This is a genomic window from Lacrimispora amygdalina (genome assembly GCF_900205965.1).
GTDB classification, from domain to species: Bacteria; Bacillota; Clostridia; order Lachnospirales; family Lachnospiraceae; genus Lacrimispora; species Lacrimispora amygdalina_A.
In genome coordinates this window covers 309,159-331,939 of the sequence record NZ_OAOF01000004.1, presented here as the reverse complement: position 1 = coordinate 331,939, position 22,781 = coordinate 309,159, and the positions used below count along the sequence as shown (strand labels likewise).

Genomic DNA, 22,781 nt, shown 5'->3' with positions numbered 1-22,781 from the left:
TAAGTTCTCGACAAACATAAGGATAATGGATTTGGAAGGGTGTTACAATGGATTTTTTTATGCAGGGAGTGTTACACTTTTGGATTGCATTTCGTTACAGTTTTATTTTACACTAAACAGACAGTTTGAAACCAAGCTCTGCCATACCGGACTCCTGCCTGTAATAAGGCATTACCATAAATATCTTTTCAATAATTCAATACATGATGGAGCTTCTTCATTAATTATAAAAATATTGCACTGAAAAGAAATTTACGCTATGATGTATTATAAGGTCTTATATATGAAAGGTGTAAATTATGGAAATAGATAAAAAATCACAGCAGCCATTATATGCACAGCTGATGAAAGAAATAAAGGATTTAATACAAAAAGGTGAATATGAAGCAGGGGATCAGATTCCAACGGAAATAGAATTATCTGAAAAATATCAAGTGAGTCGTATAACGGTGCGAAGAACAATTGAAGAATTATGCACACAAGGTATCTTGGTAAAACGTCAGGGAAAAGGTACATTTGTAGAAGCACCTAAGATATATCGTAAAGTAGAGAAAGATAATAATATGAGTTTTTCAGAGTCATGTCGTGCAAATGGAAGAAAGCCAGCTTCCCATGTGATAGCCTGCCATTTTGTAGAGGCAGAGGAGAGACAGAATGAATTCCTGAAACTGACAGATGATAAAAGATTATATCATATTGAACGGGTTTTATCAGCAGATGATCTGCCAATCATTTATGAACAGATTTATATACCCGCAATACGTGTACCCGATCTTCAGGTAGAAAAGTTAGAGAATGGTTCTCTATTTCAACTGTTAGCAGAAGATTACCAGATAACAGAGTTCGCGAAGGGGAGAAGTACTATAGAAGTGCGAACGGCATCGAAACCAATAGCAGATTATCTTAAAATGAACGTTGGTGAACCTGTTATGATTTTGAAGAGCTATATGAACGATGAGGAAGAGAAGCCATTGTATATTAGTTATGAAATCATAGTTGGCTCACGTTATAGAATTTCAATTTAAAAGGTTATATTCTCAGGAGCAGCAGACTTCAGAAATAGGAGATTTTGATATTAAAGATATCAAAAGTCCTTTTTTGAAGTCTGTTTTTTGTTTATTATAAACAAAAAATAAAAGACAAAAATATTAATTATGTCCAAATAATTTAATTCATAAAAAGGTCATATTGAATTATAACGTTATAAGATGATATAATCTAATACAAGAAAGGAAGAGAAAAAATGGAGAAGAAATTTTCAATGGTTATTGTTGCAAAAAATCTATTTGATAGTGTGAATTCAAATGCGTATGAAGGTTATCTTTGTATAGAAGAAAATCGCATAGCTGAAAAAGGAATTGGGCAGCCTTCAGAAGAAATTTTGAGTCGGGCAGATCATATTTTGACCTTTGAGGAAGAACTGGTTATGCCTGGTATTACGGACACGCATACCTTTTTTACTGGATATGCAGTATTTCATCTTGGGGCAGATGTGTCAACAGTTCAGGATAATGAAAAAGGGCTAACCATTTTGAAAGCCTATGAGGAAGAACATCCATCACTTGGGGCAATGTTTGGACATGGATGGGATCCTAAAAAATGGAATCAGCAAGAGGCTGAGAAAATGCTGGAAGAGCATTTTCCACAAAAAGCTGTCATTCTTTTTGCGGCCGACAGATCCACTTGCATAATGAATCAGATAGCAAGTGATATTTACAAATTTACATCTGATACTTGCTATCCGGAAAGCTATTATCGAATTATGCGAGAATATCTGAATGACCGTAATTTTATTGAAAAGGAATTTTCAGATTACATGGAAATGATGAATTCCAGAGGAGTGACAACGGTAAAAGAAATGGGCTTTGATGATTTTTACGGATTTACCGATTATCTTAAGGAAATGGAAAACTCTGAAAATCTTCATCTGAGGATATTTTTCATGTCACAGCCTGTAGGTGCAAAAATGAATCTGGAATATGCCAGAAATATGAGAGATATGTTTACTGGAGATAAGATTCGTTTTAGTGGATTCAATCGCATGACGGATGGTACGATTTCTGATCACAAAGGGGATTTGAAGGAGCCATATGAGGGTAAACTGTATACCTGTAGTATCCAGATTCCTTACGAAGAGATTGAAGCAGATGTTCTTGCTGCAGACAAAGAAGATTTTCGATGGACCTTGCATGCGCAAGGGGATGGTGCAGTTGGAAAAATAACAAGCATTTATGAAAAATGCAAAAGGGTAAATGGAAAATTGAAAAATCATCATGCCATTACGGATATGGAATTCACAGACCCTAAGGATCTGGAAAAGCTTGGTGAAATTGGAGCAATTGCTGAATTATATTTCCAGATAATGTCCCTGGATTCCTCAAAGGTATTATTGGAAACTATCGAAAGTACAATCGGTAAGGAACGAGGAAAGTACTACTGGAACCGTCGTAAGATGCTGGACTGTGGAATGACACTAAGTGGTGCTACAGATTTACCATTAATGATTACCAGTGTTCCTGAATCTATTTATTATTCTGTCGGTGGATATTTGGATGGCAGCGAGGAGCCATTCCAAAGTGAAAATACACTTGAAGTTTCAGAACTTTTGAAAGCCTGGACAATCGGAGGACAGAAGAATCTAGGTATGAGCCATAAGTTAGGAACCTTAGAAGAAGGAAAATTGGCAGATATAACAGTGTTTGATAAAAATCTATTAGTAGTTGATGCGAGAGAAGCAAAAAAAGCCCAAGTAATACTAACGATAATGGATGGTAAAATTGTATATCGGGGATAACAAGAGGGGAGATAGAAATGGGAGAAAAGAAAAAAAATAAATTACACATGCCACATGTGCTTACATTGATTTTCTTATTGATAGTGGTTGTAGCAATTCTGACATGGATTTTACCTAGTGGCGAATTCGAAAGAACACTGATGGATACTTCGGCGGGAGAAAGAAGTGTAGCAGTAGCTGGAACTTATCATTCAGTAGATAAAGTGCTTGAAGATGGAACCAGTCTGCGTCAGGGAATTGGACAGGTTCTGATGGCACCTGGAAAAGGTATCCAGCAGATGATCGAAGTTTTGGCATTTGTGTTTATTATCGGTGGTGTATTCCAGATTATGGCAAAAACAAATGCTTTAAACATGGGAATCCAGAAAATCGTGAAGAAGCTAGGCGCAAAAGAGATACTGATTATTCCAATTTTAATGCTGTTGTTTGGACTTGGTGGAAGTACTTTTGGTATGTCTGACGAGCTTGTACCGTTCTATTTGCTGATTATGCCAATTATGTTTACTATGGGTTATGATTCAATGACAACATTTATGACGGTATGCCTTGCCGCAACCGTTGGATATGCCGCATCAACAGTCAATCCTTTTTGTGTACTGATTGCACAGGGAATTGCGGGTATTCAGGGAAATCCACAGTTAGTTTTTAGAATGATTCAGTGGGTAATCATGATGGGAGTTATCATCACATTCGTTACATGGCGTGCTTTGATAATTAAAAAGAGCCCTGAAAAATCCATTACTTATCAGGAGGATATTCATAAGAAAAAGGAAATTACTGCGAAAGTAGATTTCAATCAGGATATGACAATTCGTCAGAAATCCGTATTAGCTGTTTTCGTAATCGGAATGGTTGTTGTTGTTGTCGGATTGGTTAAATTCGGCTGGTATATGAATGAACTTTCCATGTGCTTTATGGGTATGGGACTGCTAATGGGTATTTTTGGTGGATTAAATGAAAAAGAGATTTCAGATGAGTTCATCACCGGAGTGAAAGACATTTCATTTGCTGCTATGGTTATTGGTTTCTGCAGCGGTATTATGGTAATTGCACAGGACGGAATGATTATCGATACGATTCTAAACACATTAAGTAACCTGGTTGCAGATTCAAGCAATGCAGTATTTGCTGTAGTTTTGTATATTGTAGAGTCACTGTTAACACTGCTTGTACCATCCTCATCTGGCCTGGCTGCACTTTCTATGCCAATTATTGCTCCACTATGCGATCTTCATGGAGTAAATCCAGAAGCTGCGGTTACAGCACTCCAGTATGGAAATCAGCTTACAAACCTTATGAGTCCGGTGGCTGGAACAACAGTAGCAGGACTTGCAATCTGTAGAATTTCTTTTGCTCAGTGGTGGAAAACCATTTGGAAAGTATTCTTGATTTTGACAGTACTTGCCATTATATTCTGTACAATTTCAGCAGCACTTTAATAATAACAAATAATTTATATAGAGAAGAAGGAGTAATTAACAATGAACAGACCAGAAGAATTAATCAAAAAAATTTACGGGAAACAAGGAGAAATTAAAGATGTATTCTTTACCGCTTGTGGAGGTTCACTGGTAGATCTATACCCAGGTTACTATTTTGTTAATGCTGAGTCTGAAACTATGCATTCACATTGGCTGACCGCAAAAGAACTGATTGTAACGCCATCCAAATTTCTGAAAAAAGGTGCACTTGTAATTTTATGTTCACATGGCGGAAATACAAATGAGACTGTAGAAGCTGCAAAATTAGCGAAAGAACGTGGAGCAGCTATTATTACAATGACCCACAATCCAGATTCCATCTGTGCAAAGGATGATATGAACCCGATTGTTTACAGCTGGGAAGATGACACAGACGAAAAAGAAAGACCTCAGGGTATAGTAATGCGTATTTTAAATGAACTGTTGAAATTGCAGGAACCTGGTTATAAAAAATATGAGGCAATTCTTGATGGACTGGATAAGGTGGATGGCATTGTTCTGGCAGCAAAAAAGAAGGTGAAAAACCGTACCTGGGTATTTGCTGAAAAATATTTCGCAGAATCATTCCTCTATATCATGGGATCGGGTGCTTCTTATTCTCAGGCATATGGATTCTCTATCTGTTCCCTTCAGGAAATGCAGTGGATGGATTGCTGCTATCTGCACACAGGAGAATATTTTCATGGACCATTTGAGTGTACAGATGAAGACCATCTTTACATTCTGCTGATGGGAACTGGAGCTGCCAGAGTTATGGATGAACGTGCACTTACATTCTTACAGAAATATGGAAAAAAATATGAAGTGATTGATGCGGAAGAATTGGGAATTAATGCAATTGACGCAAGTGTAAATGAATATTTCTGTCCAATACTGTTTTATGCAATGTCTGTTGCATATCGTACAGGGCTTCAGGACAAGAGAAGACATCCACTGGATATGAGAAGATATATGGGAGTAGTTAAGTACTAATAATAAGGAGAATTGCAATGGCAAAATATAATACAAAAGTATTGGGGTTTGGTGACAATGTAGTTGATCTGTATGAACATTCTCATATGATGTACCCAGGGGGGAATTGTGTGAATCTGTGTGCATATTCTAAGATTTTTGGCGCTGAACGCGTAGCATATATGGGGTATTTTGGAAGCGACGATATTGCGGAATTTGTAATTTCTGTCTTGAATGAAATGGAGATTGAAACGGTCAAATGCAAACAGCTGGTTGGAGAGAACGGTTGGTCTAAATGTACATTGATTGATGGCGAACGTACCTTTGGTGATTATAATGAAGGTGGTGTAAGAGGAAAGAATCCATATATTCTTGATCGATTTGATCTTGAGTACATGAAGCAGTTTGATTTTGTTCATACTGGAAATTATTGTTATACAGAGTCTCAATTAAAGGTTATGAAAGAAGCAGGTATCAAGGTATCTTTCGACTTTTCTGATGAGTCTACAAATGAATATTATGAAAAATATGCACCTTTTATAACATATGCATTCTGCTCCTTTGACGGAGATGATGATGCAGCAAAAGAACACCTGAAATTCATTCATTCTCTAGGACCTGAAATTGCTTATTTGACCAGAGGACCCAAGGGCTGCATTTTGTATGACGGAGAGCAGTTCTATGTTCAGCCGGCCACGATGATAGAGAGTGTAGTAGATACGATGGGGGCTGGCGATTCATTTTTGACAGCGTTTATGAACAGCTACATTGATCAGCAGAAGAAGGGGAATAAAAAACAGGCTGCGATAACGCTTGCTCTTGCAGAAGCATCTAAATTCGCGGCACATGTTTGTACCTTAAATGGAGCATTTGGATACGGAAAACCTTACGAAGACTAAAGAGGAGAAAGAAGTATGATTTATCAAGGCGATGCACTGAATTATATTTATGAGACTCCGGCAATTCTTCAACACATATTAGATAATGAGCAAAGCATACTTGCAGAGGCAAAAGCATTGGTTAGTAAAACGGAGATTACAGAAGTTTATATTACAGGATCTGGATCGTCTTATAATGCGGCCGTTGCAGCAGCTTTTTCCGCAAAAAAATTATTGGGTATACGTGCAACTGCCGTATACCCTGTAACACTTTTGGAGGAGTGTAAATTTATTTCAGATAAGGCAGTGGTGTTAGGGATTTCACAGCAGGGAACAAGTATGGCGGTAATTCATACGTTGGATGCGATACGAAGCAGGGGAATACCTGTAATTTCCGTTACTGGGGAATACGAAACTGAAATTACAAAACACGGTGATGCAAATATATATATAGAATGTGGATATGAAGATGCTGGAGCAACAACAAAAGGATATACATCAACTGTACTTACATTAATGCTTTTTCTAATTATGTTAGCAGAAGATTATGGAAAAATATCTTTGCAAGAGGGAAAGGATTATCGAAAAAGGATAAAGGCTGTCATTAAGAATATGAATACAGTATTAGAAGATAGCAAAACATGGTGCAATCAAACTGTAAAAAAATTAAAAGAATGTGATGATTTAATTATTATTTCCAGCAGTAACCTTAAAAGCTTGCTTTTAGAAAGCGTTTTGAAATTTTCAGAAACATGTAGATTACCAGTGCGAGGGTATGAAGTCGATGAGTTTATGCATGGCATGTATAATGCGGTAACTGAAAGAACAAATCTATTGTATTTATATCCAGCTTCAGGAAACGAATTGGAGCGAATGGAGAAATTATTTAAGTATTATGAACAGAAAAAAACTATTCAGTACGCTATTAACATGCCGAATATGCCAAAAAAATTGTTGTTTGGCTTTTTAAATGATCCGGATTTTTCGATGTTAGAATATAATCTGCCACTGCAGATGTTATTTGTACTAACCTCGCGTGCAAGAGGTATTAATCTGAATATACCGAAAGATCAAGAATTCCACAAATATATGGGAAGCAAATTGGAGATGGATAAGGAGTAGGAGGATGTTGCAGTATCCGATAGACTTGAAAAGTTCAAAAAAAGAAATGACATAATTTTAAGAAGCAATATGCTAGGAGTTTAATCACTTTTGGTCTATTTTATAAAAAAGCAGGTGTTTCACAATGATGTGAGATACCTGCTTTTTTGCGTATGCCAGGTGGGCGCACGTTCCAACGCAATGTCATTAACTTTACAATATACACCCACCCGGTATGGCGTAAAGAGAACCCGAAAGCAGACGATGCCATTAAAAAGGTCAGAGAATATGTTGAAAAGGGCTATCGCTATGCGGTATCACCAGACATAACAAAATACTTTTAAATATTTTTAGTAGAGCTGCGATAAATTACATCGGTTTGAACATAAGTAATACGATATGGCATCTCTGGATGCGCAATTCTTGCCAGTAATATTTCTGCAGCGGTATATCCCATGGAAGAACTTGGGATTTTAACTGTGGTTAAAGGCGGATCAATAATTGTTGATTCCGGTGAGTTGTCAAAACCACAGACCATGGTATCGGTTGGTATAGAGATATTTAGTGTTCTTAATGCCTTTAGCGTAGATATTGCAAGAAAGTCGTTGGCACAGAAGAAAGTATCTGGTAAGGAGGGAAGTGACTGAATTCGATTGCTCAACCAAGTAATATCGTGATAAGGATAAGAATCATTGTCAAGGATACAGTTTTCATTGCGTACGGGAATATTATGATCAGCCATAATCTGGCAGTATGCACTCCAACGTTCATAGAAGGATTGACAGTGATAACAATCCCCAACAAATGAAATATTCTTATATCCGCGATCAATTATAGATTTCAGCATAGTATATGTGCTGGTTTTGTTTTCCATATAAAGTAAATCGGCATCCAGATTTAAATCTATATGATTTACAACAGTATCTACAAATAGAAGTGGAATAGATTGTTTACATAAGAAACGACTATATTCTTCAGAAAACAATTCAAGGCAAAGGATACCAGCAGTATGACTTTGATTGAAGTTTGCAGGATAGACTAATTGCTCTAGTTCAAAGTCACGAATCATATAGACAGAAAGTTTATAACCGTGTTCTCCAATTTGTTGCTGGAAAGCATCAAGCAGCTTAGAACCAAAGTGGGAACTGCCTAGTAGAGAATGGGTAAACAATGCAATCTCATTTGAACTATTTGTAGTTAATGAGGAAGGATTCTGTGAATTTACAGGGGGCTGTGGAAAAAGAGCAAATTGCTTATAGCCCATTTCTGTAGCAGCTTGGAAAATTTTCTTTTTTGTTTCGTCAGAAATGGAACCTGTATTATTCATAGCTTTTGATACGGTGTTACGTGATATACCCAATTCATTGGCAATATCTTGTAAAGTTACGCGTTTTTTATTCATAATAATCTCTATTCAGAAGCGGAAATTTATAAGAACTTCTGTAAACTCCTTTTATAGTATTGATATATTTGACATTTGTTTACATGTATATCATACATAAAAAAATGAAAAGTGTCAAATGTAACTTAATGTTGTAAAAATACACAAGAATACTCCTCTGATATTGGTTATAATGTGCAAATTATAAATGAATTATTGACAAATGCACTATTAAATGTTACATTTTACCTATGAAAGAACGAGGAGGAATTTACAATGCGTGCAAATGTAAACAAATGGAAATATATAAAGAATAATTGGCAACTTTATATTATTTTTCTGTTGCCAGCTGTTGTTTTAACTTTTATTTTTAAGTACATACCAATGGGCGGCATATTAATTGCTTTTAAAGATTACAATGCTTTCCAGGGAATTTTAGGGAGTGAGTGGGTAGGACTAGAATACTTTAAGAGATTTATGTCATCACCAGATTTTATGACATACTTATTAAATACGTTAAAGTTAAGTTTATTTGGACTTGCCTGGGGATTCCCGGTTCCAATTATTCTTGCATTGATATTGAATCGTATTCGAAATGCGGGGATAAAGAAGAATATTCAGTTGATGATTTATCTTCCAAATTTTATTTCTGTCATTGTATTGTGTGGTATGGTAAAGATTTTTCTTTCTCCTGTAGGCCCGTTAAATCATATCATGGGAACAGCAGCGGATTTTATGTCAATACCATCGGCATATCGTTCCATATATATTGCCAGTGGCATTTGGCAAGGTGCAGGATGGGGGTCAATCCTATTTACTGCAGCATTGTCGAATTCAAGTCAGGAGTTAACAGAAGCAGCAATTGTGGATGGAGCAAATATATTACAGCAGATTATTCATGTTGATATACCTTCTATTAAGAATATTATTGTAATTCAGTTTATTCTTCAGGCAGGAAATATTATGAGTATCGGATTCGAAAAAGCATATGCACTGCAGACAGACATGAATATTCCTGCATCTGAAATTCTGGCAACTTATGTATATAAGATCGGTTTATTAAACGGTGACTATGGATTCTCCACTGCGGTTGGATTATTTAACTCATTAATTAATGTAATGTTGTTGCTTATGGTTAATAAGATTGTGAGCAAATTAAATGATGGACAGGGGATATAAAATATGAAACAAAAAATTATGATAAGTCCTTTGACAAACAAATTATTTTATATTATAGGTTTTTCGTTTTTAGGGTTTTTCACGTTGGCAATACTAGTTCCAATTGTGTATGTTCTGATTGCATCCTTTATGGATCCTACTGTTTTACAGAATCAGGGAATTAGTTTAGATCTTTCTTCATGGACAATAACAGCTTATATAAGAGTATTTGAAAATAGAATGATATGGGTAGGATTTCGAAATTCATTATTCTATTCTGTATCATATACGTTTATTTCAGTAGGAGTGACAATTCTGGCAGCGTATCCAATGTCAAAAAAAGATCTGGTTGGGAAGAAACTTATTAATGTATTTTTTGTTATAACAATGTTTTTTGGTGGTGGATTAGTGCCTACTTACCTGTTGATCAGTAACCTGAATATGTTAGATACCATTTGGGCAATTGTTCTTCCGAATGCATTTAATGTATGGAATTTAATTTTGGCAAGGACCTATTATCAATCCATTCCTGATGAGTTGAGAGAAGCTTCTGCAGTAGATGGTGCATCAGAATTTACACATTTCTTTAAGATTTTGCTGCCAGTGTGTAAACCAATTATTGCAGTTCTGGCATTGTACCAGTTTGTTGGAATGTGGAATTCTTATTTTGATCCGATGATTTACTTAAATAACGCAGATATGCAACCGTTACAGTTGGTATTACGTTCCATATTAATTCAGAATACACCAGAACCAGGAATGATTGCAGATATTGCAAGTATGGCTGAAATGTCAAAACTGGCTGAATTGTTGAAATATTCAACAATTGTCGTGTCAAGTATACCTTTATTAATTATGTATCCATTCTTCCATAAATACTTTGAAAAGGGTGTTATGGTTGGTTCAGTCAAGGGATAAAACGAATTAAAAGAAAGAAAAGGAAGGAATAATTATGAAGAAAAGAAATGGAATAAGATTTATGATGGGATTATTAACAGCCGGAATGATAGTGGGTTTATGTGGTTGTGGTAATAAGTCCAGTCAGGAAAATGCGAATAGTGAGATTAAAGATCTTAATTTTCCTTTAAAGGAAACGGCAACACTGTCATTCATAACAAGCGCAGAAACCGGATCAACGCAGCATCCAAATGAAAGACTGATTTTCCAGAGACTTCAGGAAGAAACCAACGTAAAAATCGATTGGACATGTTTTGTATCTGACCAGTTTTCTGATAAGAAAAATCTTGCATTAGCAAATGCAAAAAACTTACCAGACGGTTTATTTAATGCAGATATGTCGGATTATGATTTACTTCGGTATGCAAAACAGGGGGTAATTATTCCTGTTGAAGGTTTAATTGATGAATATATGCCAAATCTGAAAAAGGTGCTGGAGAATAATCCACAGTATAAAGAGATGATTACGGCGCCAGATGGACACATTTATTCATTTCCCTGGATAGAGCAGTTAGGTACAGGCAAAGAGGCAATTCAGACAATTGGTGGAATGCCATTTATTAATAAGAGTTGGTTGAATGAATTAAATATGCAAGTGCCTACAACAACGGACGAATTAGAACAGGCATTGATTGCATTCAAAGAAAATGATATGGCTGGCGGAAACCAAACAATTCCAATGTCATTTATCATGAATGGCGGAAATGAAGATATGGGATTCCTTCTTGGTGCTTTTGGAGAAGGATATGGAGATGTACCAGATCATATTGCAGTTAGCAATGATAAGAAAGTTGTATATACAGCTACTCAGGAAGGATTTAAAGAAGGATTGACCTGGATGCATGAACTTAAAGAAAAGGGATTGATTGATCCTGAGGTGTATACACAGGATTGGGGTACTTATGTTGCAAAAGGAAAAGCTGGCCGTTATGGTTTATTATTTACATGGGATTGTGCAAATGTTGTAGATAATATGGATAATTATGTGCCACTTCCAGCATTAGCAGGACCAGATGGACAGAAAAATGCGCCAAGAACAAGCAGAAGTGATACAAGTGGTCTTCAAAGAGGTCGTTGCGTACTTACAAGCAAATGTTCTAATACTGCATTAGCAGCAGCCTGGATTGACTTAATGTACGAGCCACAACAGTCTGCACAGAATAACTGGGGAACCTATGGACAGGAAGATTCTGCAAATATTTTTGAAAAAACAGAGGCTGGAATGCTTAAGCATCTTGATTTGGCTGGAGAATCCCCAAGTGAGATACGAAATTCTCAGAAGGTTGGTGGACCTCTTGCTGTATTGGATAGCTATTATGGTGAGTATGTAACATGCCCAGATGATGCGCAGTATCGTTTAGATTGGATCAAAGATATTTATGAACCAGATATGCATAATGATTATGTATTTCCAAATATTTTCATGAATCAGGAAGATTTAGACAGTATTACACAGTATACAACAGATCTTGATAGTTATGTCGGCAGAATGAAATCAGAGTTTATTATGAATGGAAATGTTGAAGCAGGCTGGGATGAATACCTTGCAACTCTGAATGGTTACGGTCTTGACAAATACATTGAGATTATGCAGACAAATCTTGATACATATAATAGTAATTTAAACAAGTAAAGGAAAGTGAATGAAAGAGCAGATAGAATTGACAGAAAAATTAAGAAAAGCCAGAGAATACGAAGCAGAATATAGTAAGAAAATAGCTGAAGCCCAAAGACCAATATTTCATTTATCAACTCCAGTTGGCTGGATGAATGATCCAAATGGTTTTTCAGTATTTAAAAATGAATACCATCTGTTTTTCCAGTATCACCCATATGATACACACTGGGGACCAATGCACTGGGCACATTATACGACTGATGATTTTGTTACATGGAAGTTTAAGCCATGTGCATTGGCTCCTGATATGAATTATGATAAAAATGGATGTTTTTCTGGTACAGCAGTTGAGTCAGATGGCAAGCACATTCTGATGTACACTGGAGTTCATGAAGATCAAATGCCAGATGGCAGTAAGAAATTAAGACAGATCCAGTGTATTGCGATTGGTGATGGATTAAACTACGAGAAGTATTCTGCTAATCCTGTCATTACAGCAGATGTACTTCCAAAAGGAAGTTCACTGGTGGATTTCAGAGATCCGAAAATCTGGAAGGATGATAAGGGGTTTTGGTCTATCGTCGGAAGTAAAGACAAAGACGCAGGTGGTCAGCTTGCATTATTTTACTCTCAAAATGCTTTGGACTGGACCTATATCAAAATGCTGGATTATAACAACAATAAATACGGAGAAATGTGGGAATGCCCGGATTTCTTTCCTCTTGATGATCAGCAGGTTCTGATTGTATCTCCTCAATTTATGCAGGCTGATGGAAAAGAGTTCCACAACGGAAATAATACCATCTATTTCATTGGTTCTTATGACCAGAAAGAAATGGTGTGGAAGAGAACCAAGCCTCATATTCTGGATTATGGATTAGACTTTTATGCTGCACAGACAGTGGAAGCAATGGATGGAAGAAGAATTATGATTGCTTGGATGCAAAGCTGGGACAACTATATGACACCTGATTCTTTTGCATGGTCAGGCATGATGACAGTTCCAAGAGAATTAAACGTTCGAAATGGAAGAATCATTCAGACTCCTGTACGGGAACTGAAAAATTATCGAAAAGATAAAGTTTCCTATCAGGATTATATCATAAATGCATCTGAAGGCAGAACTGAAATATCCGGAGTATCAGGACGCTGTGTGGACTTAAATATTACTGTAAAAGATTGTAAAGATACAAAATTTTCTATAGCAGTAGCAGCAGATGAGAGACATGAAACAGTAGTAAATGTTGATTTGGAAAATGACGAAATCTGCGTAAACAGAAATCTGTCAGGTATGAAAAAAGATTTTATTTCTACAAGAATGATGGATATCGAGCATTCAGAAAATGAAATTCATTTGAGAATCCTTGTTGACTATTACAGCCTGGAATTATTTGTAAATCATGGGGAAAGAGCAATGACAACATTGATCTACACACCAATAAATGCAGATAAAATTTTTTTCACAGCGAAGAATTCTATTACTCTTGATATTGAAAACTATAATATCGATAAAAAGGTGTAAGGCTTTGCAAGTATATAATTTTTTGAATAATTCGGAACGATTTTAGAAGGGAAGTTATATTATGAAAAAATTTGATGTAGTTGCAATTGGTGAACTACTGATCGACATGACAGATAATGGAATATCTGAGCAGGGAAATACAGTTTTTGAAGCAAATCCTGGTGGAGCTCCATGCAATGTACTTGCAATGCTTTCAAAATTAAATCATTCTGTAAGCTTTGTGGGCAAAGTTGGGGGTGACATTTTTGGGTGGAAACTGAAACGTGTTTTGGATGAGGTGGGAATTTGCAGTGATTATCTGTGTATTGACCCAGATTGTAGAACCACACTTGCTTTTGTGGAAACCAAAGAAGGTGGAGACAGAGATTTTTCTTTTTACAGAAATCCTGGTGCAGACATGATGCTAGAGAAAAAGGATATTGATGAAGAAGTGCTTCAAAATACAAAAATCTTTCATTTTGGAACCCTTTCTATGACCCATGATCTTGTTCGTAATGCTACAAAATATGCTGTGGAAACAGCAAAAAATTGTGGAGAACTTATTTCCTTTGATCCAAACATCAGAGAGCCTCTATGGGACTCTATGGAACTGGCAAGAGAACAGGTGAATTATGGACTTTCCATGTGTGATATTTTGAAAATTTCTGATAATGAGATGGAATGGCTGACAGGAGAATCAGATTATTCTGTTGGAATTGCCAAAATTAGAGAAAAGTACTCTATTCCACTAATTTTACTTTCCATGGGAAGAGATGGAAGCAGAGCATATTATTACGGGAAATCAGAGTCAATTGTTGTGGAAAATAAAGCTTTTATTCAAGAGGGTACGATTGAGACAACAGGGGCTGGCGATACCTTTATGGCATGTGTTCTTCATTTTGTCTTACAGGTAGGACTAGACCAGTTCAATAAGGAAAAACTTTCAGAAATGCTTCGGTTTGCAAATGTTGCTGCTTCTGTAATTACAACAAGAAGAGGAGCCCTTCGTGTGATGCCTTCAGAAAAAGAAATCAGAGAGATTCTTACCCGCTAGAAGGATGCAAAAGAATCGAATCACAACAGGGTATCCTTCATTGAATTAGGGCATGGACCGACTCTGATCGATAATAATATTCTGATGTGGAGGTGGAAGTCAAGGAAGATATGGGCTTCATGATGGCTGATAATCAGGTGGTGGGTACGGAGTTTTTACGGCCCCGGGGCCATTTGCAATGACAGAAGGGTTGAAAATCTGTAAATGAGAAATAAGAGATAGGTATTTAGGATATTTCATTTTTGTAGAGATACGAAAGTGGAATATCCCTTTTTGTTTTTTACTTCATGGAAAATGGAAGTGCTATTGCAGATCTGGCGTATTGCCTTTGTTTAGGATTAGAATACATTTAGAAGAAAAGCTCTGTAAACTTTAATATTCGTTGAAAATATTCATGTATAATAATATAATAAGATAGTATATGCTATAGTGAATGGAAAATTATGGAATATTTAATTACAGCAGAGTTTGAAAAAAGTGGTTATTTATACAAAGAAGAATGATTTGAAAGAGCATTAAAAAGATGGCTTACAGTAACATATAGATGTGGTGGAGGAATATGAATGACACAAGACACAATAAATAAGATACTACAATTCCGTGATGAGAGAGACTGGAATCAGTTTCACAATCCGAAAGATTTAGCAATATCTATTTCACTGGAATCGGCTGAATTACTGGAAGTTTTTCAATGGAGCGCTGAAGATGTAAACTGCACTGAAAAACTTAACAAGATTAGAGAAGAACTTGCTGATGTTGTAAATTACTGTGTACTTATGGCTGATGCATGCGGTCTTGATCTGGATGAGATAGTTGAGGCGAAGATTAAAAAGAATAATGAGAAGTATCCAGTAGAATTAGCAAAGGGCAGTAAGAAAAAATACAATCAGCTGAAAAAGGGTTGATTAAGATAAATAATGGATAACAGAAGACGTAAGATAAGGCGGGGAAAAGAATAATGGAATATCAATTAAATATTGATGGCAAGTATTATAACAGTCTTGATATAGACGCATTCTCCCTTATGATGAAGAATCCCTCATATTGTTATAAATTCTACTGGCTTGAGGCAATTGTTCAGCTGATTTCAGAAGATGTGAAAGAGACCAGCTTTAATGAAATAATTGATGAAATGATTGCAAATGCATGGTATACGGTGTTAGAATTTCATATTCATCTCAGCGGTATGATTGAAGGTCAGATAAAAGACGGATTGGAAAGAGCCATACTTACGCTGCAGGAGTTAAGTAAACTTCCGGCAAATGCTTCAAAGGTAGAAATTAAAAATGGGATAAAAGAATATGATAAAGAACTTACACTTTATAAAGAACAGTTAACCCACATGGTCCCGTATAGAGCGCTTTCAGGATTTTTCGATAAGTGTCAGGAACGGGCGTACTGGGGCAGCACTCAAAGAATGGTTTCCTATATTGAAAGAGTTAATCAGATATCGTTACTGCCATATACGCTTGGAACAGGAAGTTCACTTAAGAAGGAAGTCTTTTTTCATGAAGCCTGGATAAAGATGATACAGGATAATACAGTACCTATTCTAGGCTGGATCCAATATGAAAAAGTTAAGTGGCTTCAGAACAATAATCCCGAAGTCCCCGGTCTTATATATAAACTTGTGCCAATGAATGAAAAAATGCGTAAACTAAATAGTGTCAGGAAGCTATGGAAAGCAGTTATGGATAATCAGTCTATCGTAGATGTATTTAAAAATTCGCCTATTGTAAATGATAATTATGATGTAGATCATTTTATTCCATGGTCCTTTGTAATGAACGATGAATTATGGAATCTAATGCCTATGGACTCCTCGTTAAATTCATCCAAAAGCAATAAACTTCCCAAATGGGATCCGTTTTTCAGACGATTTGCAAGTAACCAGTTCATTTTATACAGCATGATTCATGATGACAGGAAGCCAGAGATCAGAAAAATGTATGAGTCTTGCTATCGGGATAATTTACATTCCATATGGGCCAATCAGGAACTCTATAGAAAAGGAAATTCAAAAGAGGAATTCTACATCATTCTGGAGAAAAACATGCAGCCGGTCTATGATTCGGCAAGAAGACAAGGGTACCAAATTTGGTAAAAGGGGAATGGGTACATGACAAAAGAAAAGTTAACTGAAATAAGGTATGGTTTTGAAGCGGCATACGTAGATGAAAGATTTTCATCTAATTTGGCCTACAAACCGCAGTTTGTTTCTAACAATTATAAAGAAGGAAAAAAAGTAATCTCAGCCATTGAAAATGAGCTGTTAGTATGCGATCAGTTTCAGATAAGTGTTGCATTTATTACGATGGGTGGAATTACCCCTCTTCTCCAGACGCTGCGAGAACTTGAGAAGAAAAACATTCCTGGAGAAATTCTTACGACCAATTATCTGAATTTCAGTGAGCCTAAGGCATTAGAGAAATTAAATGGGCTTAAGAATATTACTCTTAAAATGTTTGATGTAGAAGCCGCTGATGAAGGATTAGTGATGCAGAAACAGATTTTTATTATGTAGGGCAGTTTGATATAATAGAGGCTAAACCAGCCCGTAAAAACGATAATTATGGTAAAGAACGTGATATAACTAAATTTCAAATGAAGATGCATCATGCAGTTAGAGAAGATTTATTACGTTATTTGCAAAGTAATATAAAAAAAGAGGATGTGAAGGCAGGATGAAAACAGTAAGAGTAGTAGCTGCAGTAATTAAAGATTTTAATGAAAAGGGTGAACCCATCATTTTTGCTACCCAACGTGGTTATGGTGATTTAAAAGGCGGCTGGGAATTCCCCGGCGGAAAAATTGAAGAAGGTGAGACTCCTCAAGAAGCACTCGTTAGAGAGATAAAGGAAGAATTAGATACAGAGATTTCAGTTGGAGAGTTGATACATACCATAGAATACGATTATCCTGCATTTCATCTCTCTATGGATTGCTTTTGGGCGGAAATTATTGCCGGGGATTTGGTCTTGAAGGAGCACGAGGATGCAAAGTGGCTGACGAAGGGTGAGATGAATTCCGTGGGCTGGTTGCCAGCGGATATAACTCTCGTTGATAAAATTCGCATGTCAATATAGTTATTGCAGCGAATAATACTATAAAGCAGGTGATAGTTTTGAAAGAACGATCAGAAGTAATAGCTGTATGCATGAAATTAAAGGAAGTTTATGAGGATTATCCATTCCATGATACAAACTGGACTTTAATGCGTCATAAAAAGAATAAGAAAGCATTTGCCTGGATATATGAAAGGGAAGGAAATATCTGGATCAATGTAAAATGCGATCCGGAGTGGAGAGATTTCTGGAGGAGCACATATGTGTCTGTGATACCGGCATATCACCAGAATAAAGAGCACTGGAGTTCCATTATTCTGGATGGAACAATTCCAGACAATGATATTATCAGAATGATTGGGGAGAGTTATGAACTTACAAATGACAAAAAGAAATCAGTTAAGAATTAAGTATATATTCGCGTTTGGTCTTCTTCTGCTTGTAGAGGTAATGATTGCATTATACGTGCACGATGCTTTTGTGAGGCCGTATGTGGGAGATATGCTGGTAGTAATTCTAGTGTACAGCTTTGCGAGAATCTTCATCCCGGAAAGATGCAGGTTACTCCCATTGTATGTATTCCTGTTTGCAGCAGGAGTAGAGGTGCTGCAATATTTCAAGTTAGTACACGTTCTTGGACTGGAGCATAACAGGTTTTTACGGATCGTGTTAGGTTCGGTGTTTGATATAAAAGATATTGTTTGTTATGGTGTTGGGGTCATACTGCTTGAAGTCTATGAAAGGGCTAAAAGAAGAAATAAAAATCCGTTACAGTAAATGTCTATACTTCACTACTTCATGAATCTATGTTTTTATTTAAAAAGGGAAAAATAATAATGATAAAAAGATTAGCTTTTTTCGTAAAATATATAAATATAGTAATTATAATGAAATGTTTTAATGTCTTTTTTGGAGAACAGGAATGGTTTTCATATCCAGTAATGATAATAGGACCAATTATAGGACTAACACTTTATGATATTTTTAATTATTTAATTCATTCCTCCAAAAATAATAAAAAAGCTAATGATTAATACTCCACCTTGCAAAGGGTGGGGTAATTTTTTGTTTATTGTTTTTTATTTGGCGCATTAACCATTCGGTAGTAAATAAATACCACTCAGTGAGATACTATTTACAATATTTTTTTGAAATGATACTCTGAATTTAAATAAATCTTGTAAAAACATAGACATAATAATAAATTAAAAAATAAAGGAGAAAAAGTTATGGAAGAGCTTTATAATGTGCTAAAGTTTTATAATCATAAGATTTTTCGGGAAAGCGGTAAACTATTTGTTTATTGTGCAAACAACACTGGCCTATTTGAAATCGATGATAGGACAAGTAAATTAATACAACAAGAAGGTAAAACCTATAAGGCTGCATATGAATCAGTAAAGAATTTATTTTCTTTTGATGAATTTAATGCTCTTATTAAAGATATGGCTGATAATTATTTTATCAAAAATGATAAAAATGATAAAATTATTGCTGATAGTAGAGAAGTAAAGTTAGGTAATAATATATTCTCCTTAACTATTTTGTTGGCTCAGGAATGCAATATGAGATGTACATATTGTTATGCGGAAGATGGAGAATATGATGACAAAGGAATAATGACTATTCAAACTGCTAGAAAGGCAATAGATTTTCTGATTGAACATTCAGGAAATAATAAAAACCTTTCTGTTGTGCTATTTGGTGGAGAACCGTTATTAGCATTGCCTCTTATAAAAGAATTGGTGCCCTATATTAGAGAAACTGAAGAGAAAACAGGCAAAAAAATTCAGATAAATATGACCACGAATGGTACTCTTATAACTAAGGATACCGAGAACTATCTTATTGATAATCATATACATGTACAAATTAGTATTGATGGCGATAAAGAAACACACAATTCTAATAGATTTTTTGCAAATAAGGTTGGTTCCTATGATTTAATTATCCAGCATACAGAAAGTATGAGAGAGAAGAATTTATTATCAGCAAGGGCTACTTTAACTGGAAAGCAGCTAAATGAGTGTTATACTTTTGATCATCTTGATTCATTAGGGTTTCATTCAATTGCTATTGCACCTGCCAGCAATTTATTATCAGAAGATGATTTTGAAAAGTTAGCTCAAGAAGAAATTAAATTTGAAAAATATTTTGAACATCTTGTTAAAGCTAAAGAATATAAAAAGGCCAAAAAGATGAAAATGGTTATTGGGAATTTAAAGAAAATTCATTCGGGTGGAATGAGAAATTTGGCTTGCGGGGTTGGACGTAATATGTACGCAGTTGATATTCATGGAGATTTATACCCATGTCATAGGTTTGTTAATGAAAAAGAATATGTAATGGGTAATGTTAATGATGATGTCAATAAAAGAGAAGATTTTATAAATGAAATAAAATTTTCTAAACATAATTCGTGTCAAGATTGTTGGGTTCAAAATTTATGTTTAGGTCATTGTCCACATGAGAATTTTTCATTAACAGGTAATACAACAATACCTTCACCTAAAATATGTGCTATGGCAAAAAGTAAATTTGAAGAGCTAATTCATATATATTTAAGATTATCTCCAGAGGAAAAAAATATTCTTTTTTCTAAATCGCAATATGTTCCAGGCAAAAGTGAGCAAATTGTTGATATTGTAAGCTAAATACATATTGTTGCATAGCAACATTATTATAGAAGGTGGTGATAGTATGTTCGCAAAAGTAAATGGAATTGCTGAAGTAAAGGAAATCAAAGTAGCATTCTGTGATTATTGCACTTTCTGCGATTATCCTATGGATGATTGCAACTGTGACACATTCTTTGATGATTGATTAAGTGAGTCTGTTTTTAGAACAAAAGTGCATTATGCAACAATATGTAAATAACTGATGGGGAGGTGAAAAAATGTTTAAAGAGATTAATAGCCAAAGCAATATAGGCCCTGCTGATATTTGCGTTAATTGCGATTATCCGGATGACCTTTGCTATACCTGTGACGGGTTCTTAGATTCGTGTACATTTACTGATGATTAATTATACCTTAATCAGCTATATGCAATAATAAGGTCCTTTAGTTTTAGCTAAAGGACCTTATTGCAACTTTGCGGCTTGAATATAGTAGAAATATTTATATGGAGAGAAATAATTTGAATATAAAAAATCATATAATTAAATTTAAATTAATGTCTAAATTTTTAGGTATTAAAAGAATTAATATTATTATATATCTTTTTATAGTAATTTTTGCTACAATATTAAATTCAGTACAACCTTTGATGTTTGGTTATCTTATTGACTCGATTAATAATAATCAAAAATTAGTTATATATATTTTAATTATTTTTTCTTTGAATTTTTTAAGCAATATAATTAATTACATGATACAAAGATTACAATTTAAAATTATTAAAAATATAGAATCGAATGCTAAGAAAAAAATATTTGCCAATATAATGAATATCCGTTTTGAAGATTATATTAAAATGGAAAAAGGTAAATTTGTTAATACTTTACAAAAAGATGCTGAAATTTTCAGCAAAATATTTGTTATGTTAATGACAATCATAATCGACTTAGCATCCGCATTAATAGTATCCGTTATAATGTTCAAGATAGATTACATATTGACATTAATATTTTTATTGGCTTTTCCAATTAATATTTTTATTTTTAATTATTTTGGTAAAAAGATAAGAATTAAAACAAGAGATAGTAAAAGCTCAATCGATAATTTTTTAACACTAGTCAATGAACTTTTATTGAATTTTAAAACATTAAAAGTTTATAATTCTAAAGATTATGTTAATTCAAAGGTTAATGATAATATAAAAAACACTTATGGCATATTAGATGATCGAAATAGATTAGGTGTAAAATCATCCTTTATAATTCAAGTCTTAAACACTGTATTAAATATTATAATTGTGATTTTAGGAGTAAAACATATTACATTAGGGTTATTAAGTGTAGGAGGACTGGTTTCGTTTAATTCGTACTCTATAACTTTGAATAAAAATCTTCTAAGGCTGTCGCAAATCAATTCAGATATTCAGGAAATCTTCATATCACTTAATAGAATTGAAGATCTAATGAATGAGAATTATATGCGCAAGGATATTGATATACCAGATAAAATTGAAAGTTGCTTTTCAAAAGAAATAAAACTTGAAAATCTTAATTTCAGTTTTGATGCTAGTTCACCTATATTTAATGATGTTAATTTGAGAATTCAGCCTAATCAGTTTGTGACTTTTATTGGTATGAATGGTTCGGGAAAAACAACATTATTTAATTTGATAAGCAAATTATATGAAAACTATGAAGGTAGTATATTATTTGGTAATGTGAATCTAAGAGATATCCCTCAAGAAATTGTAAGTAATAAAATATGTTATGTGTTTCATGACAATATAATATCTTCATTTACCGTAAAAGAAAATTTCTACCTGGCAAATCCTTATATTGATGATGAAAAAATAATTACAGCTTGTAAAAAGGTGCGTTTATGGGAATTTATAAATAACTTGCCTGAAAAATTAGATACTTGCCTGGGCGAGATAGTTTTATCAGAAGGACAGAAACAGAAAATAAATGTTGCCAGAGCTTTAATATCAAATGCAGATATTTTTTTATTAGATGAAATAACTTCTTCACTAGATAGCTTAAGTGAAGAAAGCATTTGTGATTTATTTATGGAACTAAAAAGGTATAAAACTATTATAAACATTTCACATCGAAAAGCATTATTCAAAATTACTGATACAATATTTGAAATACGTGAAAATGGTATTTATAAGGTTGAAAATATAATGGTATGAGCCGATCCAAGGTGCCGCTTTTATAGCTATAAA

At 34.6% G+C, this 22,781-nt stretch carries 23 protein-coding genes; 22 read left to right on the top strand and 1 reads right to left on the bottom strand.

What is annotated here, in order from left to right; genetic code table 11:
* The 7 genes from CRO04_RS26570 to CRO04_RS08350 form a co-directional block, all read left to right on the top strand.
* A partial coding sequence (locus CRO04_RS26570; RefSeq protein WP_207654419.1) for a hypothetical protein occupies window positions 1–244 on the top strand: 244 nt, incomplete at its 5' end.
* A 55-nt stretch (window positions 245–299) separates the two neighbouring features.
* Window positions 300–1,025: a GntR family transcriptional regulator gene (locus CRO04_RS08375; protein ID WP_097003778.1), complete on the top strand. Its 726-nt coding sequence runs from the start codon at window positions 300–302 to the stop codon at window positions 1,023–1,025.
* A gap of 218 nt (window positions 1,026–1,243) precedes the next feature.
* Complete coding sequence (locus CRO04_RS08370) at window positions 1,244–2,794, top strand: amidohydrolase family protein (protein WP_097003777.1); 1,551 nt, start codon at window positions 1,244–1,246, stop codon at window positions 2,792–2,794.
* Between the two features lie 17 nt (window positions 2,795–2,811).
* Window positions 2,812–4,233 (top strand): YfcC family protein, encoded by a 1,422-nt coding sequence (locus CRO04_RS08365; protein WP_097003776.1) that lies wholly within the window; start codon window positions 2,812–2,814, stop codon window positions 4,231–4,233.
* A gap of 42 nt (window positions 4,234–4,275) precedes the next feature.
* On the top strand, window positions 4,276–5,247 hold the full coding sequence (locus CRO04_RS08360; RefSeq protein WP_097003775.1) for an SIS domain-containing protein: 972 nt from the start codon (window positions 4,276–4,278) through the stop codon (window positions 5,245–5,247).
* Window positions 5,248–5,264: 17 nt separating this feature from the next.
* Window positions 5,265–6,125, top strand: a complete 861-nt coding sequence (locus tag CRO04_RS08355; RefSeq protein WP_097003774.1) for a PfkB family carbohydrate kinase — start codon at window positions 5,265–5,267, stop codon at window positions 6,123–6,125.
* A 15-nt stretch (window positions 6,126–6,140) separates the two neighbouring features.
* On the top strand, window positions 6,141–7,226 hold the full coding sequence (locus CRO04_RS08350) for an SIS domain-containing protein (RefSeq protein WP_097003773.1): 1,086 nt from the start codon (window positions 6,141–6,143) through the stop codon (window positions 7,224–7,226).
* A 319-nt stretch (window positions 7,227–7,545) separates the two neighbouring features.
* Here the strand turns inward: CRO04_RS08350 and CRO04_RS08345 are convergent, their stop codons facing one another.
* Complete coding sequence (locus CRO04_RS08345) at window positions 7,546–8,607, bottom strand: LacI family DNA-binding transcriptional regulator (RefSeq protein WP_097003772.1); 1,062 nt, start codon at window positions 8,605–8,607, stop codon at window positions 7,546–7,548.
* Window positions 8,608–8,862: 255 nt separating this feature from the next.
* Between CRO04_RS08345 and CRO04_RS08340 the strand changes: the two genes are divergently transcribed.
* From CRO04_RS08340 to CRO04_RS08270, 15 genes are all read left to right on the top strand, one after another.
* Window positions 8,863–9,765: an ABC transporter permease gene (locus CRO04_RS08340; RefSeq protein WP_097003771.1), complete on the top strand. Its 903-nt coding sequence runs from the start codon at window positions 8,863–8,865 to the stop codon at window positions 9,763–9,765.
* Between the two features lie 3 nt (window positions 9,766–9,768).
* Complete coding sequence (locus CRO04_RS08335) at window positions 9,769–10,662, top strand: carbohydrate ABC transporter permease (RefSeq protein ID WP_097003770.1); 894 nt, start codon at window positions 9,769–9,771, stop codon at window positions 10,660–10,662.
* 34 nt (window positions 10,663–10,696) lie between these two features.
* Window positions 10,697–12,334, top strand: a complete 1,638-nt coding sequence (locus tag CRO04_RS08330; protein ID WP_097003769.1) for an extracellular solute-binding protein — start codon at window positions 10,697–10,699, stop codon at window positions 12,332–12,334.
* 10 nt (window positions 12,335–12,344) lie between these two features.
* Entirely contained in the window at window positions 12,345–13,841 is a 1,497-nt protein-coding gene (locus tag CRO04_RS08325; RefSeq protein WP_097003768.1) for a glycoside hydrolase family 32 protein, read from the top strand.
* A gap of 61 nt (window positions 13,842–13,902) precedes the next feature.
* Complete coding sequence (locus tag CRO04_RS08320) at window positions 13,903–14,874, top strand: carbohydrate kinase family protein (protein ID WP_207654418.1); 972 nt, start codon at window positions 13,903–13,905, stop codon at window positions 14,872–14,874.
* Between the two features lie 563 nt (window positions 14,875–15,437).
* Window positions 15,438–15,779 (top strand): nucleotide pyrophosphohydrolase, encoded by a 342-nt coding sequence (locus CRO04_RS08315; protein ID WP_097003766.1) that lies wholly within the window; start codon window positions 15,438–15,440, stop codon window positions 15,777–15,779.
* A 53-nt stretch (window positions 15,780–15,832) separates the two neighbouring features.
* Window positions 15,833–16,978: an HNH endonuclease domain-containing protein gene (locus CRO04_RS26565; protein WP_242974389.1), complete on the top strand. Its 1,146-nt coding sequence runs from the start codon at window positions 15,833–15,835 to the stop codon at window positions 16,976–16,978.
* A 15-nt stretch (window positions 16,979–16,993) separates the two neighbouring features.
* Window positions 16,994–17,398 (top strand): hypothetical protein, encoded by a 405-nt coding sequence (locus CRO04_RS08305; protein WP_330400802.1) that lies wholly within the window; start codon window positions 16,994–16,996, stop codon window positions 17,396–17,398.
* Window positions 17,365–17,562: a DUF3427 domain-containing protein gene (locus CRO04_RS27270; RefSeq protein ID WP_097003765.1), complete on the top strand. Its 198-nt coding sequence runs from the start codon at window positions 17,365–17,367 to the stop codon at window positions 17,560–17,562. The genes CRO04_RS08305 and CRO04_RS27270 overlap by 34 nt, the downstream gene beginning before the upstream one ends.
* A complete protein-coding gene (locus CRO04_RS08295) occupies window positions 17,559–17,960 on the top strand; it encodes a (deoxy)nucleoside triphosphate pyrophosphohydrolase (RefSeq protein ID WP_097003764.1) in 402 nt (133 codons plus the stop codon). Before CRO04_RS27270 ends, CRO04_RS08295 begins: the two co-directional genes overlap by 4 nt.
* A gap of 38 nt (window positions 17,961–17,998) precedes the next feature.
* Complete coding sequence (locus CRO04_RS08290) at window positions 17,999–18,349, top strand: MmcQ/YjbR family DNA-binding protein (RefSeq protein ID WP_097003763.1); 351 nt, start codon at window positions 17,999–18,001, stop codon at window positions 18,347–18,349.
* Window positions 18,321–18,716, top strand: a complete 396-nt coding sequence (locus tag CRO04_RS08285) for a DUF2809 domain-containing protein (protein ID WP_242974387.1) — start codon at window positions 18,321–18,323, stop codon at window positions 18,714–18,716. Before CRO04_RS08290 ends, CRO04_RS08285 begins: the two co-directional genes overlap by 29 nt.
* Window positions 18,717–19,168: 452 nt before the next feature.
* Window positions 19,169–20,593 carry a PapB family radical SAM/SPASM ranthipeptide maturase gene (papB, locus tag CRO04_RS08275; RefSeq protein WP_097003760.1) on the top strand — a complete coding sequence of 475 codons (1,425 nt, stop codon included), beginning with the start codon at window positions 19,169–19,171 and terminating at the stop codon, window positions 20,591–20,593.
* Between the two features lie 46 nt (window positions 20,594–20,639).
* Complete coding sequence (locus CRO04_RS27020) at window positions 20,640–20,762, top strand: hypothetical protein (protein WP_278321360.1); 123 nt, start codon at window positions 20,640–20,642, stop codon at window positions 20,760–20,762.
* Between the two features lie 315 nt (window positions 20,763–21,077).
* Window positions 21,078–22,748 carry an ABC transporter ATP-binding protein gene (locus CRO04_RS08270; protein WP_166432501.1) on the top strand — a complete coding sequence of 557 codons (1,671 nt, stop codon included), beginning with the start codon at window positions 21,078–21,080 and terminating at the stop codon, window positions 22,746–22,748.
* The last annotated feature ends 33 nt before the right edge of the window (window positions 22,749–22,781 follow it).

Bases quoted from the DNA above. Each gene is read 5' to 3' on its own strand.
- CRO04_RS08330 (WP_097003769.1), top strand. From the start codon at position 10,697: ATGAAGAAAAGAAATGGAATAAGATTTATGATGGGATTATTAACAGCC.
- CRO04_RS08320 (WP_207654418.1), top strand. From the start codon at position 13,903: ATGAAAAAATTTGATGTAGTTGCAATTGGTGAACTACTGATCGACATG.
- CRO04_RS08340 (WP_097003771.1), top strand. From the start codon at position 8,863: ATGCGTGCAAATGTAAACAAATGGAAATATATAAAGAATAATTGGCAA.
- CRO04_RS08305 (WP_330400802.1), top strand. From the start codon at position 16,994: ATGACAAAAGAAAAGTTAACTGAAATAAGGTATGGTTTTGAAGCGGCA.
- CRO04_RS08315 (WP_097003766.1), top strand. From the start codon at position 15,438: ATGACACAAGACACAATAAATAAGATACTACAATTCCGTGATGAGAGA.
- CRO04_RS08355 (WP_097003774.1), top strand. From the start codon at position 5,265: ATGGCAAAATATAATACAAAAGTATTGGGGTTTGGTGACAATGTAGTT.
- CRO04_RS08365 (WP_097003776.1), top strand. From the start codon at position 2,812: ATGGGAGAAAAGAAAAAAAATAAATTACACATGCCACATGTGCTTACA.
- CRO04_RS26565 (WP_242974389.1), top strand. From the start codon at position 15,833: ATGGAATATCAATTAAATATTGATGGCAAGTATTATAACAGTCTTGAT.
- CRO04_RS08295 (WP_097003764.1), top strand. From the start codon at position 17,559: ATGAAAACAGTAAGAGTAGTAGCTGCAGTAATTAAAGATTTTAATGAA.
- papB (WP_097003760.1), top strand. From the start codon at position 19,169: ATGGAAGAGCTTTATAATGTGCTAAAGTTTTATAATCATAAGATTTTT.
- CRO04_RS08325 (WP_097003768.1), top strand. From the start codon at position 12,345: ATGAAAGAGCAGATAGAATTGACAGAAAAATTAAGAAAAGCCAGAGAA.
- CRO04_RS08375 (WP_097003778.1), top strand. From the start codon at position 300: ATGGAAATAGATAAAAAATCACAGCAGCCATTATATGCACAGCTGATG.
- CRO04_RS08360 (WP_097003775.1), top strand. From the start codon at position 4,276: ATGAACAGACCAGAAGAATTAATCAAAAAAATTTACGGGAAACAAGGA.
- CRO04_RS08370 (WP_097003777.1), top strand. From the start codon at position 1,244: ATGGAGAAGAAATTTTCAATGGTTATTGTTGCAAAAAATCTATTTGAT.
- CRO04_RS08350 (WP_097003773.1), top strand. From the start codon at position 6,141: ATGATTTATCAAGGCGATGCACTGAATTATATTTATGAGACTCCGGCA.
- CRO04_RS08345 (WP_097003772.1), bottom strand. From the start codon at position 8,607: ATGAATAAAAAACGCGTAACTTTACAAGATATTGCCAATGAATTGGGT.
- CRO04_RS08285 (WP_242974387.1), top strand. From the start codon at position 18,321: ATGACAAAAAGAAATCAGTTAAGAATTAAGTATATATTCGCGTTTGGT.
- CRO04_RS08335 (WP_097003770.1), top strand. From the start codon at position 9,769: ATGAAACAAAAAATTATGATAAGTCCTTTGACAAACAAATTATTTTAT.
- CRO04_RS27020 (WP_278321360.1), top strand. From the start codon at position 20,640: ATGTTCGCAAAAGTAAATGGAATTGCTGAAGTAAAGGAAATCAAAGTA.